Genomic DNA, 12805 nt, shown 5'->3' with positions numbered 1-12805 from the left:
CCCACTCAGGGCGCACACAGGCCCCACTACTGCAAAGGCGGCGATTCAGCGACGATGCCATGCTGGCGCAAGTAGCGGTCGACCACGTCCAGGCGCTGCGTGCCGTCGGGCAGCTCCATCAGGCGCTGCCTGGCTTCGGTGGCGATGGGCAGGATTTCGGCCCAGCGGTTGGCCACCCAGCCCGGCGTGTCCAGCCGGTAAGGCGGCAAAAATGGCTTTTGCCGCTGCAGATCGAGCGCGGCAATGGCACGGCCGAGAGCGAAGGCCGCGCCGGTGTGGCGCGCTCCGAGTGTGGCGTTCGGGTCATCGTCCATGGCTTGCACCCGGCCCATTTCCAGGCCGAGCGCCACCGTCTCGTGGCTGCGCAGCACGAAGCGGCTGCCACCTTTGCAGCGCACATGCAGCAGTCCCGCCTCGTGCATGTCACAGTCCAGCACCTTGGCGCGGCAACCCACGGCGGCGAGGTCGGCATCAGCTGCCGTCCGACCTGTCTCACTGCCGGAGAGCATGAGCACCACGCCGAATTCGTCGCCAGTTTTCAGGCAACGGGTGATGAGGTCCATATAGCGCGCCTCGAACACCCGAAGCCCGAGCAGGCCTCCGGGGAACAACACGCTTTGCAGGGGAAAGAGCGGCAAGCCTTGCGTTGTGGGCACGGCCATCATCAAGCCCCGCCTGACTGACGAGCTGCCGTGCCGATGCTGTCCGCGGCGTCGAGTTCGCGGTGGCGCACCAGCACGCTGTACTCGGCGGCGAAGTGCTTGCCGAGTTGCTCGGCGAGAAACACCGAACGGTGCTGGCCGCCGGTGCAACCCACGGCAACGACCACATAGCTGCGCTGGTCCTCGGCCATTGCGGGCAGCCAGTGTTGCAGGAAGCCGGTGATGTCGTCGAGCATGCGCATGACGGCGGGCTGGCTGCGCAGGTAGTCGGCCACCGGGGCGTCGCGCCCGGTGAGGCCGCGCAGGGATGGGTCGTAGTGCGGGTTGGGCAGCATGCGCACGTCGAACACATAATCCGCATCCAGGGCCACGCCGCGCTTGAAGGCAAAAGACTCGAACAGCAGCGTGAGCCGGGAGGCGCCAACGCCTACGGCCTGGCGCACCCAGGAACGCAGCTGCGCAGGGCGCAGGCCGCTGGTGTCGATGTGCAGGCCCAATGAGGCCACGGGCGCCAGCAGCTCGCGCTCGAGTTCGATGGCCTCGATCAGCGATGGCGCCGAAAACGGCAAGGGCTGGTCGGGCGCCACCGGGGCCAGCCCGCGCGCTGTCAGCGGGTGGGCGCGGCGCGTTTCGGAAAAGCGCTGCACCAGCATGTCGGTGGTGCTGTCGAGATAGATGAAGTGCAGGTCGCAGCGCTGGCGCAGGCGGCGCGCCAGCGCTGGCAGCAGGCCCAGGCTGTCGGCGCTGCGCACATCCATGGCGATGCCCAGATGGGTGTGGCCGGACTCGGTGGCCACGGCCAGAAGCTGGTCCACCAGTTGCGGCGGCAGATTGTCGACACAGTAGTAGCCGGCGTCTTCCAGGGCATTCAGGGCGATGGATTTACCCGAGCCGGACACGCCGGAGAGGAGCACAAGCTGGATGCGCTGTGACTGGGTGGCTGTTTCGTCGATGCCGCGGCTGGTGGTGTCGTTCATGTTTGCAACTGACTCGGGTTCGACGCGGATTGCAGCAGTTCGCGCGCATGCGCCTGGGCGACGGCGGACGCTGCGTCGCCGCCCAGCATGCGCGCAATCTCGCCAACGCGCTGCGGCACATCCAGGCGCTGCATACGGCTTTGCGTCGCCTCACCCGCGCTCTGCTTGCTGACCTGCAGATGCCCACCCGCGCAGGCTGCGACCTGCGCCAGATGGGTCACGGCCAGCACCTGCCGGCTCTCACCCAGAGCGGCGAGCAAACGGCCAACGGTGTGGGCGACGGCGCCGCCGATGCCGGCGTCCACCTCATCGAAGATCAGGGTGCCCACGGGTTGCTGTGCCGACGTGGTTGCGGCCACCGCCAGGGCAATGCGCGAGAGTTCCCCGCCCGACGCAACCCGCGCCATGGGCCGCAACACAGCTCCGGGATGGCCCGCCACGAGCAGTTCCACATCCTCGGCGCCTTGGGCTTGAATCGCCTCCAGCGGCTGCAGCGCGATCTCGAAGCGGCCGCCTTTCATGCCCAGGCTTTGCATCTGCTGTTGCACGCCTTGAGCCAGCTTGGGGGCAGCGGCGGCGCGCAGGGCGCTGAGTTGCGCTGCGGCCTGGCGCAGGGCCTTGTCGGCCGCCTCGACTTGGCGTTCCAGCGCGGGTAGATCGGTGCCCTGCTCCAGTTCGGCGAGTTTGGCTTGCAGGCTTTGCCACAACGAAGGCAATTCTCCTGGCGGCGCGCGATGACGCCGCGCCAGCCCAAGCCAGGCGGACAGCCGCGCATCCACCTCCTCCAGCCGACGGGGGTCGAGTTCGGTCTGCCGAAGCTTTGCCGCCAACTCGTGTGCCAGGTCTTGCACCAAGGACTGGGCCGATTCGAGCTGTTCGATCAGCCCGGCCAGATTGGCGTCGATCTGGCTGGCCGCATGCAACTCCTGATGGGCGCGGGCCAGTTGGCGCGACGTGCCGGTCTCGTCATCGTCCAGCAGTTGCTCGGCGGCCTGCAGGTGCTCGATGAGTTCAGCCGCATGCGCCAGGCGGTGGTGCTCGGCATTCAGCGGCTCCCACTCCTGCGGCTGGGGCGCCAAGCGCGCAAGCTCGGCGAGTTGCGCGGCCAGTTGCTCGCGCTCGTCTTGCAGGCGGCCGGCATCCGAGCGGGCCGCGTCAAGCCGCTCGCTCAGATTCTTCCACTGGCGCCACGCTGTCGCACAAGCTCGGGCCGCTTCGGCGGCCTGGGCATGGGCGTCGAGCAGCTCGCGCGCGGCGCCACTGCGGGCCAGGCTTTGCCAGGCATGTTGGCCGTGAATGTCGACCAACATCGCCCCGGCGGCGCGCAACTGCGTGAGCGTGGCGGGGCTGCCATTGATGTAGCCGCGCGAGCGGCCCTGAGCGTCGATCACGCGGCGCAGCAGCACGCCGTCCTGCGGTTCGAAGCCCTGCTCATGCATCCAGCCGGTCAGCTCCGGGGTGGCGTCGAATTCGGCGCTGATCTCGGCGCGGCTGCTGCCGGGGTGCAGCACCGTGGCATCGCCCCGCTCGCCCAGAGCCAGTTTGAGCGCGTCGATCAGAATGGACTTGCCGGCACCGGTCTCGCCGGTGAGCACGGTGAAGCCGGCGCCGAGTTCGAGTTCCAGTTCGGCGACGAGCACGAAATCGCGGATATGCAGGCGGCGCAGCATGGGAATGGTCAGTCAGCCTCAGGCGCAGCCATGCGGTGGGGCACGGCAAAGGCCGCGCAAGGTCGTGAGGAACGGCGATGCATGCTAGCCCTCGGCGCCGAGGATTTCATGCCAGTGCAGCTTCTTGCGCAACGTGGCGAAATAGCTCCAGCCCGGCGGGTGCAGGAACACGGCGTGATGCGGCGCGGTGCGCAGGCTGATGCGGTCGCCGCCGAGCAGGTCGGCGAAATGCTGCATGTCGAAGTTCACGCCCACGTCCTTCGGCGACACCACCTCGATGTCGATGCGCACGTGCTCCGGCAGCACGATGGGCCGGTTCGACAAGGTGTGCGCGGCAATGGGTACGAGCACCAGCCCGGGAAGGCTGGGATGCAGGATGGGGCCGCCGGCCGACATGGCGTAGGCGGTGGAGCCGGTGGGCGTGGCGACGATGAGCCCGTCGGCGCGCTGCACATACATGAAGCGCCCGTCCACGTCCACGCGCAACTCGACCAGGCCGGTGGCGCCGCTGCGGTTGACCACCACGTCGTTGATGGCGATGCCGTCGAAGATGCGCTGGCCGCCGCGCATGATCTCGCCGGTAAGCATGGCGCGATATTCGCGCTCGAAATGCCCTGCCAGCATCGACGTGAGCGCCTGGCGCCAATCGGGCTCGGCGATATCGGTGATGAAGCCGAGGCGGCCGGAATTGATGCCCATGAGCGGTACGCCGAACGGCGCGAGCTGACGCGCAGCGCCCAGCATGGTTCCGTCGCCACCCACCACCACCGCGACCCAGTCACCAGCAGTTGCGCGTCGGCCGACTTCCGCCAGGCTGAGTTCGGCATAACCGGGAAGATCGCCGTGCTGCGCCGTTTGCTGCTCGACCATGACCTCGACCCCGTTCTCTGCCAGCCAGGCACCAATTTCCGCCAAAGTTCGGCTGACGCCAACGGCCTGATACTTGCCGATCAGAATGGCCTGTTGGAATGCGGAAATGGGCATGAGTGCTGTGTTGAACCGTGTGGGCCGATGGGTGCCGATCGTGCAAAGACAGCGAATGCCGGGGCGGCGTCTTGAATTACAGCACAGCCCCGCGCCACCAAGCGCCGGGAGGGTATGTCTGCCGCGCGCCTGGCTGCGCTCCTAAAATCGGATGGCCATGGATCAACGCGCCCAAGTCCTGCTCAAGACCCTGATCGAACGCTATATCGCCGACGGTCAGCCGGTGGGGTCGCGCACCTTGTCGCGTGCCTCGGGGCTGGAGTTGTCGGCAGCCACCATCCGCAATGTGATGTCCGACCTGGAAGACCTGGGCCTGATCACCAGCCCGCATACCTCGGCCGGGCGCGTGCCCACGCCGCGCGGCTACCGCCTGTTCGTCGACACCATGCTCACGGCCCGCCCCATGTCGGCGGCCGACGAACTGGAGCAGAGTTTCAAGACGCAATTGGCCACGGTGGAGCCGCAGAAGGTGATCGTGCAAGCGGCGCAGTTGCTCTCGAATCTGTCGCATTTCGTCGGCGTGGTGATGAGCCCGCGGCGCAGCGCCGCCTTCCGCCACATCGAGTTCCTGCGCCTGTCGGAGCAGCGCATCCTGGTCATCCTGGTGGACTCGGGCGGCGATGTGCAGAACCGCATCATCCTGTCCGACCAGCCCTACGCCCAGAGCCAACTCGTGGAAGCGGCGAATTATCTGAATGCCAATTACAGCGGCCTGAGTTTCGAGCAGGTGGGCGCGCAACTGCGTGGCGAGGTGGAGCACCTGCGGGGTGAAATCGTCACGCTGATGCAGGCCGCCGTGGCTGTGGGCAGCCAGGCTGCGGCCGAGCAGCAAGACCAGGTGGTCATCTCCGGGCAGCAGCAATTGCTGAAAGTTGACGACCTGTCGAACGACCTCGCCAGCCTGCGCCGGCTGTTCGACTTGTTCGAGCAAAAATCACATCTGCTCAAGCTGCTGGACGTTTCGGCGCGGGCCGAGGGCGTGCGCATCTACATTGGCGGCGAGAACGACGTGGTGCCGTTCGAGGAGCTTTCCATCATTACCTCGCCTTACGAAGTCGATGGCCAGGTGGTGGGGACCCTGGGCGTGATTGGCCCGACCCGCATGGCCTACGACCGCATGATTCAGATCGTGGACATCACCGCCAAGCTGGTGGGCAATGCACTGAGCCAGCGCTGAGGCGCTGACACTCGAGCTGTCGAGCGTCTCAGCAAACCGCGTCGCTCAATCTGGCCCGCCCCGCGCTCGACAGGATCAGGCTGTGGCCCGCTATCCCGGGCAGGCAGAACGTGAGAGTTCCCATCTGCAAAGCACCCGTCACCAGTCTCGGCCAGCCATGCTCGGTATAAGAAACATAGCGTGCAACAGGCTGATTGCCACGGATGGAAAGAAACTGCCGGGCTGCCTGTGCCTGAATCAAGGCCTCGCTGGGATCGCGTTGGGCATTGCCGTCGGCATCATGGAACACGATCCAGCCCCGATGCCAACCACCCGTTGAACTGCAGCTCTTACCATCATCGCTCACGCACAGCGTGACCCTCTGCCCTCGCCGCACGGCCTCGGACCTGGCCAGTTGCAAGCTACCCGAGAAGGCGTTGACACCTGCACTCAGGCGGTTGGTGTCGATCATGGCGCGATACCCCGGCAGGGCGACCGCCAGCAAGACCGCCAAAAGCGCCGCCGCAACCAGTGACTCGACCAGCGTGATGCCGAACTGTGCTTGCTTGATCGAGCCCATGCGTGCAACCGTTCAGCGCACGATCAGCACGGGAATGCTGGAAGACGCAATGACCTTGGTCGTGACCGATCCCAGCGCCATGCCGCTGAGCGCCGTATGGCCGTGCGAACCCATCATGACCAAATCGATCTCGTGCTCGCGGACGAACTTCACGATCTGCGCTGCCGCATCTCCGTGACGATGGTGCGCCTCCAACTGCAACCCAGCGGCCTGCAGGCTTGCACGCGCAGGCGCTAGCACCGCCTCGCTCTGCTCGGCGTAGTAACTGTCGAGCATGTCTCGCGACAGATAAGACCTGGCAAGCGCCGTACCCACAGGCGACTCGACATGCAGCAAAACGCAAAACGGCGGTTCACGCCACCACTCTTGGCGGCTCAGAACAAAATCTAGTGCCCGCCTTGTATAGACCGAGCCATCGACAGGCAGTAAGAGGCGGATGGGCTGCTTCATGTATCCAATTATGACAAACCGTCCCTTCGCCTACAATATTTTTCTTCGCCTGCGCCCACAAAATCCAGCTGAACCCATCGACCCCTTAGAATCAAAACGTTGCGGCCCTGGGCGGCAATTCGGGCCGTTAGCTCAGTTGGTCAGAGCAGAGGACTCATAATCCTTTGGTCGTTGGTTCAAGTCCAACACGGCCTACCACGATTCAAGACCCGCATGTTTGGAAGTCGTTGTTCAGGCGCATAATTCGGGTTTTCCCCTCAGACAACCCCCCGCCTTGATGAACGACCAGTCCACTGCCTTGGAAGCCAATCTCCAGCCCGCTCAACGCTACAGCGACCTCGGGCTCGATGCGCGCTTGCTGAAGGCTGTGACTGATATGGGGTACGAGAGTCTGACGCCCATTCAGGAGCGTGCCATTCCCATCGTGCTGTCGGGACGCGACGTGATGGGAGCGGCACAGACCGGCACGGGCAAGACGGCAGCGTTCTCACTGCCCATCCTCCAGAAATTGCTGCCGCTGGCAACGAGCAGTGTGTCGCCCGCAAGACATCCGGTGCGGGCACTGGTCCTGACGCCAACCCGCGAACTGGCGGATCAGGTCTTCAGCAATATTCAGTCTTATGCGCGCCACACGCCGCTGCGTTGCGCCTGCGTATTCGGTGGCATGGACATGGCCCCGCAGAAGGCTGCGCTTCGACTGGGCGTGGAAATGCTGGTGGCGACCCCGGGGCGACTGCTTGATCATCTCGAAGCCAAGACCGTCAGCCTGGCTCAGGTGCAGTTCGTCGTGCTTGACGAAGCTGACCGCATGCTCGATATCGGCTTCTTGCCGGACTTGCAGCGCATCCTGGCATTCCTGCCCAAAGCGCGTACCACCCTGCTGTTTTCGGCGACCTTCTCGACTGAAATCAGACGCCTGGCGCAGAGTTATTTGCAAGATCCGGTGCTCGTGGAGGTGGCGCGCCCCAATGCCACGGCCACGAATGTGGAACAACTGGTCTACAAGGTGAGCGAAGACAGCAAACACCCCGCCCTGCTCCAGTTGTTGCGCGAACATGATTTGAAGCAAACCATTGTGTTCGTCAACAGCCGCCTGGGTGCCAGCCGGCTGGCCCGCATCCTCGAACGCGACGGCCTGAAAGCGCAAGCGATGCACGGCGACAAGTCTCAAGCCGAACGCCTGGCGACGCTGGACGCCTTCAAGCGCAATGAGGTTTCCGTACTCGTGGCGACCGACGTTGCGGCGCGAGGATTGGACATTGTCGAGTTACCGGGCGTGATCAACTACGACGTGCCTTTCAGCGCGGAAGATTATGTGCACCGCATTGGCCGCACAGGACGCGCCGGAGCTTCGGGCTTGGCGATCACCTTGGCGACCGAGCGCGACAGCCGCTCGCTGAGTGATATCGAAAAACTGATCAAGCGCGGCATTGAAGTTCGCAGTCTCGCGGTGGAGCCTCGCCCCAGCCGCCGGCCGGTTCATCCGGAAAAATCAGCTGAGTCGTCCACCCCGGCTCTGGCCCGTGCGGCCAGCAGCCACCGGTCTGGACCACGCGATGCCTGGTTCGATAAACCCTATGAAGCCGACCCCAACGCGCAGCCCATTTGGGAAGACAACCTGGCCATGCCGGCTCGTGGTGCCATGTCCCCCAACATTCGCCCACGTCGCGCACTTGCTGCGTTGCTGGGGGGCAAGCCCTCAGCCAAGTAGAGGCAACACAGCCCCGACACATTTGCCAACCTTGCAGCCCAGACCTCGTCTTTTCTGGATGCTCGCACGGGAACGGCCCTAGCGTTGCTCGCGCCGCGCTGACAGGCTGGATGTGGCCTGGTGCTGGCGCGCAAGCCATTGACGCTTGGCGTGCTCCAGCAACTCCCCGAGCGTTGTTCCTGCAGGCGTCAACCCCAGCATTCGGATTGCATCCCGGACCGCGGCATAGCCAGGCATGAGGCTTTCTGCGCCGTTTTGCTTGGACAGCTTGCGGCCTTGGGCATCGTGCAACAAGGCGATATGGTGATAGATCGGCGTGGGTAGCTCCAATGCACGCTGCAGAAGGATTTGCCTCGCGGTGGAAGCGGCCATGTCTTCGCCGCGCACCACATGACTAACCCCCTGGGCGGCGTCGTCCACCACCACGGCCAATTGGTAAGCCCACGGCCCGTCGGCGCGCTTGAGCACGAAATCACCCACGGTCTGATCGACCTGTTCGGTTTGAGCACCAAGACGTCCGTCTTCCCAATGCACCAGTGCCTCAGCTGGCTCAGGCAAGCGCAATCGCCAAGCCCTGGGTTGACGCCCCCCAAGCCCCACGCTGCAAGTGCCTGGATACACGCGCTCCTCGCCGCGTCGAAGCATCAGCCCTCGAGACCGTAAAACCTGGTCGATCTCGCTTTTCGAACAAGCGCAGGCATAGGCTCTGTTGTTCACCAGCAAGCTATCGAGCGCCGATTGATACGCCAGCCCTCGCTGCGATTGCCACAGCACTGGCGCATCGGGGATCAACCCGCACTCGGCAAGCTGCCGCAAGATCTCACGATCTGCACCTGGTTTGCAACGTGGCTTGTCGACATCTTCGATGCGTACCAGCCACTGGCCGCCATGCGCGCGCGCATCGAGCCAGGACGCCAGCGCAGCCAGCAAGGAGCCGGCATGCAACGGGCCCGTTGGCGAGGGTGCAAAACGGCCGATATAGCTCATCGCAGCCTGAGATTCGGCCGAGCCATGTGGTGGGCATGATGGCGCGGCGTCGGCACTCGAACCCACCCGAGTCCCCAGAAAAAAGCCGCCGAAATACGGCGGCTAACCAGACGGCACGGCATTCCCAGAATCAAATTTTGATGTAGTGGTCCAGCAGCATCGCTGCAAACAACAAGGACAGGTAGATGATGGAATAGCGAAACGTCTTGCGTGCGAGCCAGTCGCTATAGCGTTGCTTGAGCTCCCAGGCGTAGGCGATGAAAATGGCGTCGAGTACCACGGCGGCAATGGCATAGACCAGCCCGCTCATATGCATGGCAAACGGCATGAGCGACACGGCCGTGAGCACCAGGGTGTAGAGCAAGACTTGAAGCCGGGTGTATTCGGATCCATGCGTCACCGGCAACATCGGAAGTCCGGATTTTTTATAGTCGTCGGTTCGGTACAAAGCCAAAGCCCAGAAATGTGGCGGCGTCCACAGAAAAATGATGAGGAACAGAATGAGCGCCTGCGCCGAGACGTGATTGGTCATGGCGGCCCAACCCAGCACAGGCGGCATGGCTCCCGAGGCTCCACCAATGACGATGTTCTGCGGTGTCGCTGGTTTGAGCAGCACCGTGTAGACAACGGCGTAACCGATGAAAGTGCCAAAGGTGAGCCACATCGTCAAGGCGTTCACCTGGGTGTAGAGCAGCAGCATCCCAGCCGCGCACAAAACGCCAGAAAAGGCAATGATGGACGATGTGCCCAATTCACCTGTCGCCGAAGGGCGCCAGGATGTTCTGCGCATCACCGCGTCTATCTTCTGTTCCACCAGGCAATTGAATGCAGCCGCTGCACTGGCGACCAGCCAGATACCCAGGGTGCCGAAGACCAGCGGCCTCCACTCGGGCAAGCCCGGCACGGCAAGAAACATGCCGATCACGGCGCAGAAGACGATGAGTTGCACCACGCGCGGCTTGGTCAGGGCATAGAGCTGCTTGATGGAGTGGAGCAGCCCGGGAGGGCGGGGCAGGGTGGAGGTCTTCATGGCTTGACGTGTGCGCGTTGAAGCGTGACGGGAACAAGCGCTGCATCGTCAATGACGAGCCTGCGCGATTCGGGACGGCTGACCCGATAAACAGCGATAGTCAACAAAAGCATCATCAAAGCTGCGACACCATTATGAGCGACGGCCAACTCCAAGGGGTGGGCAAAAATCACCACACTGGCGCCCAGGGCGATCTGCACGAACAGCAGGCCAGAAATCCACAGAGCCAGTTTGCGCAATTCGCGGTAGCGGCTCATGCGCCAGGTGGCGGCAAGCACGATGATGGACGTCAAAACTGCGAATAAACGGTGTCCCCACTGAATGGCAACCAGCGCCTGCAAGGAGATGGCCGAGCCATTGGGGTTCTCTCCCAGGTTGCGCCAGAAGGTGAAGCCCTGCGCCCAATTGGCATCGGGCTGGAAACTGCCGTTGCAGGTCGGAAAACCAGTGCAGGCCAAAGCCGCGTAATTGGCACTGACCCATCCACCCAGGAAAATTTGCCACAGCATCGTCAGCATGGCGGCCCACACCAAGGTCCGCGTGAGCACAGTTGTGGGAACCTTCGGCAGATCGGACCGATTTTGCATCCAGAACCAGACCGCAAGCATCAGCAGGATGATGCCGCCCATCAGGTGCAGAGTCACGATCAGAGGCGTGAGAAGCAGCGTGACGGTCCAGGCGCCGAACAACCCCTGCAAGATGACCCAGCCCAGCAATAAAAATGGCAATCCCAAAGCAATCTGCTTGCCATGCTTGCGAGCCCAGCTTGCGCGAATGGCCATGGCCAGGATGAGCGTGCCGATGATGGTGGCCACGTAGCGGTGGATCATCTCGACCCAAGCCTTGAATGGACTGACATTGCCTTGCGTGCCGCCCTGCTCGGCCACGGCTTCATTGATTTGGTGATGCGCCTGCGCTGGCGTGAAATGGGCATAGCAGCCAGGCCAGTCTGGGCAGCCGAGGCCTGAGTCGGTCAGGCGCACGAAAGCGCCGAACATCACGAGATCCATGGTGAGGAATACCAGCAGTGCGACCAGCTTGGGCCAGCGCATGCGGAAAGCTGCCCACAAGATCAGCACCAGCCCACCCACCCACATACCAGCCTGCAACCAGTGCAGTGAGAAGGACCACACGGTAGGAACTGCAGTGGACAGATTGGTCATGGTGTTCAGGGTTGCGCTCATGGCAAAGGCTCCAGATGCTTGGCCTTCCACCCTGCCGTGTTATAGAGCAGTTTCTTGAACACGGACAAGGTTTTCAGCGGGTCCGGATTGGAGGGAAAACGCATCATCAAGTTTCCGAGCGGATCGACCAGCCAGATCGGCCCTTCAAGATGCTCCCCGGGCGCAAGTGGCAACCACTGCTTGAGTTGATCGGGCTGAGCACGCAGGATGACGGTGCCCTCAGCGGGCTCGAATACTCCAGGGTTGACGGGGCCGGAATCCGTCACCAGCCAGATGCGTGCGACACGATAACGGTCATCTCCGGCTGCAATGAAGAATTGCCGAATGTCGTAGAGCAGTGACTGGCAAGATTTGCCGCAGGCCGCTGGTCCTGCGACGATCATCAACCAATAGCCGTTGTATTTGCGCAGGTCGACCGATTTACCGGTCAGGGTCGCCAGTTGAAGTTGCGGGACCTGTCGCTGCGGCTGGATCAGTTCGCCATATGGCGGCTTACCTTGAGGTTTGATGACGAAGAAAAAAAAAGTACTTGCAACGAATGGCGCGGCCGTGACCAATACGACCATCCAGAACGTGAACATGCTCCGCTTGCGTGGCTTCTCTCCCTGGGGGCCGATTTGGCTGGCTGTGGTCGAGTTTTCACTCACGAATGCAACTCCTTACGGGTTAAAGATCTGGATCGGTCGCGCACGCGCTTTCCCAGAAAATAAATGGTGAGGCCCAAGCCAAGCGCGGTCATTGCATACCACTGAAAGGCATAACCATAATTGGTGTACATGCCGACATCGGGCTGTGGCCAATTACGCACAAGACCATCCTTTTCGCCCCCCATTTCCTGAATGACATAGGGCAGCATCTTGATATTGTGATATTTTGCAAATTGAGCGAGCTCAACATTTTGGCGGATCACCGCCCCAGGCGGGTCGGGCGCGAAAGAAAACCACTGCGAGGGTGCCGGTGCTATGCGCCCGTCAACTTGCGTCATCCCCTGTGGCGTCTGCACTTTCGGCAATAAATTGATGGCGTCGAAGTTACGCGGCACCCAGCCACGCATCACCATGACATAAGTCTGACTTCCCGTGATGTGCAACGGCGTCAACACCCAAAATCCAGGCTGATCATTGTGTTGACGATTTTGCAAATAAATGGTCCAGCCGGTGGAATATTCGCCACGAGCGATGACGTGACGCCATTCATTGGGCTTAAAATCAAGCGCATGTCCGGCCTGGATGATCGGCGGTGCTTGCATTCGCTCGGCGATGCGCGCCGTCAAAGCCTTCTTGTACTCGGCCCGATGGAGTTGCCACCGCCCCAGCAAGGCCGTCGCCACGATCAGAGCCAGTGCCAGAATCAACGTCACGATTTCCCGCGTCTTGAGCAGGGGCTCTGGCGCAGGTGACTTCGATGGCGGGAG

The 12805-nt window shown here is 62.8% G+C and carries 13 protein-coding genes and 1 tRNA gene; 3 read left to right on the top strand and 11 right to left on the bottom strand.

Translation table 11 applies throughout. The features are described from left to right. Positions 1-26: 26 nt before the first annotated feature. From ACYCUK_RS02335 to ACYCUK_RS02320, 4 genes are all read right to left on the bottom strand, one after another. Positions 27-656 carry an LON peptidase substrate-binding domain-containing protein gene (locus ACYCUK_RS02335; RefSeq protein WP_461593232.1) on the bottom strand — a complete coding sequence of 210 codons (630 nt, stop codon included), beginning with the start codon at positions 654-656 and terminating at the stop codon, positions 27-29. An 8-nt stretch (positions 657-664) separates the two neighbouring features. Next, complete coding sequence (rapZ, locus tag ACYCUK_RS02330; RefSeq protein ID WP_461593231.1) at positions 665-1639, bottom strand: RNase adapter RapZ; 975 nt, start codon at positions 1637-1639, stop codon at positions 665-667. After that, positions 1636-3309 carry a DNA repair protein RecN gene (gene recN / locus ACYCUK_RS02325; RefSeq protein ID WP_461593230.1) on the bottom strand — a complete coding sequence of 558 codons (1674 nt, stop codon included), beginning with the start codon at positions 3307-3309 and terminating at the stop codon, positions 1636-1638. Before recN ends, rapZ begins: the two co-directional genes overlap by 4 nt. 84 nt (positions 3310-3393) lie before the next feature. Beyond that, a complete protein-coding gene (locus ACYCUK_RS02320) occupies positions 3394-4293 on the bottom strand; it encodes an NAD kinase (protein WP_461593229.1) in 900 nt (299 codons plus the stop codon). Between the two features lie 157 nt (positions 4294-4450). Here ACYCUK_RS02320 and hrcA point away from each other — a divergent pair, with 157 nt between their 5' ends. Next, positions 4451-5470 (top strand): heat-inducible transcriptional repressor HrcA, encoded by a 1020-nt coding sequence (hrcA, locus tag ACYCUK_RS02315; protein WP_461593228.1) that lies wholly within the window; start codon positions 4451-4453, stop codon positions 5468-5470. Between the two features lie 28 nt (positions 5471-5498). On the opposite strand, the gene ACYCUK_RS02310 is transcribed toward hrcA, so the two are convergent. After that, on the bottom strand, positions 5499-6029 hold the full coding sequence (locus ACYCUK_RS02310; RefSeq protein ID WP_461593227.1) for a GspH/FimT family protein: 531 nt from the start codon (positions 6027-6029) through the stop codon (positions 5499-5501). A 12-nt stretch (positions 6030-6041) separates the two neighbouring features. Beyond that, positions 6042-6479: a universal stress protein gene (locus ACYCUK_RS02305; RefSeq protein WP_461593226.1), complete on the bottom strand. Its 438-nt coding sequence runs from the start codon at positions 6477-6479 to the stop codon at positions 6042-6044. Positions 6480-6600: 121 nt separating this feature from the next. On the opposite strand from ACYCUK_RS02305, the gene ACYCUK_RS02300 reads away from it, so the two are divergent. Both ACYCUK_RS02300 and ACYCUK_RS02295 read left to right on the top strand, forming a co-directional pair. Continuing rightward, positions 6601-6677 (top strand) — tRNA-Ile (locus ACYCUK_RS02300). Between the two features lie 79 nt (positions 6678-6756). Next, positions 6757-8190, top strand: a complete 1434-nt coding sequence (locus ACYCUK_RS02295; RefSeq protein WP_461593225.1) for a DEAD/DEAH box helicase — start codon at positions 6757-6759, stop codon at positions 8188-8190. A gap of 78 nt (positions 8191-8268) precedes the next feature. Here the strand turns inward: ACYCUK_RS02295 and gluQRS are convergent, their stop codons facing one another. The 5 genes from gluQRS to ACYCUK_RS02270 all read right to left on the bottom strand — a co-directional run bounded on the left by gluQRS (position 8269) and on the right by ACYCUK_RS02270 (position 12751). Next, the gene (gene gluQRS, locus ACYCUK_RS02290; protein ID WP_461593224.1) at positions 8269-9177 is read right to left on the bottom strand and encodes a tRNA glutamyl-Q(34) synthetase GluQRS; all 909 of its coding nucleotides are present in this window, start codon (positions 9175-9177) and stop codon (positions 8269-8271) included. A gap of 130 nt (positions 9178-9307) precedes the next feature. Then, positions 9308-10207 (bottom strand): heme o synthase, encoded by a 900-nt coding sequence (cyoE, locus tag ACYCUK_RS02285; protein WP_461593223.1) that lies wholly within the window; start codon positions 10205-10207, stop codon positions 9308-9310. Further along, positions 10204-11259, bottom strand: a complete 1056-nt coding sequence (locus ACYCUK_RS02280) for a COX15/CtaA family protein (protein ID WP_461593304.1) — start codon at positions 11257-11259, stop codon at positions 10204-10206. Before ACYCUK_RS02280 ends, cyoE begins: the two co-directional genes overlap by 4 nt. Before the next feature lie 128 nt (positions 11260-11387). Further along, positions 11388-12038 (bottom strand): SCO family protein, encoded by a 651-nt coding sequence (locus ACYCUK_RS02275; protein WP_461593222.1) that lies wholly within the window; start codon positions 12036-12038, stop codon positions 11388-11390. Beyond that, the gene (locus tag ACYCUK_RS02270) at positions 12035-12751 is read right to left on the bottom strand and encodes an SURF1 family protein (RefSeq protein ID WP_461593221.1); all 717 of its coding nucleotides are present in this window, start codon (positions 12749-12751) and stop codon (positions 12035-12037) included. The genes ACYCUK_RS02275 and ACYCUK_RS02270 overlap by 4 nt, the downstream gene beginning before the upstream one ends. Between the last annotated feature and the right edge of the window lie 54 nt (positions 12752-12805).

Source organism: Thiomonas sp. (assembly GCF_054608695.1).
This window is presented reverse-complemented; position numbering and strand designations above follow the sequence as displayed.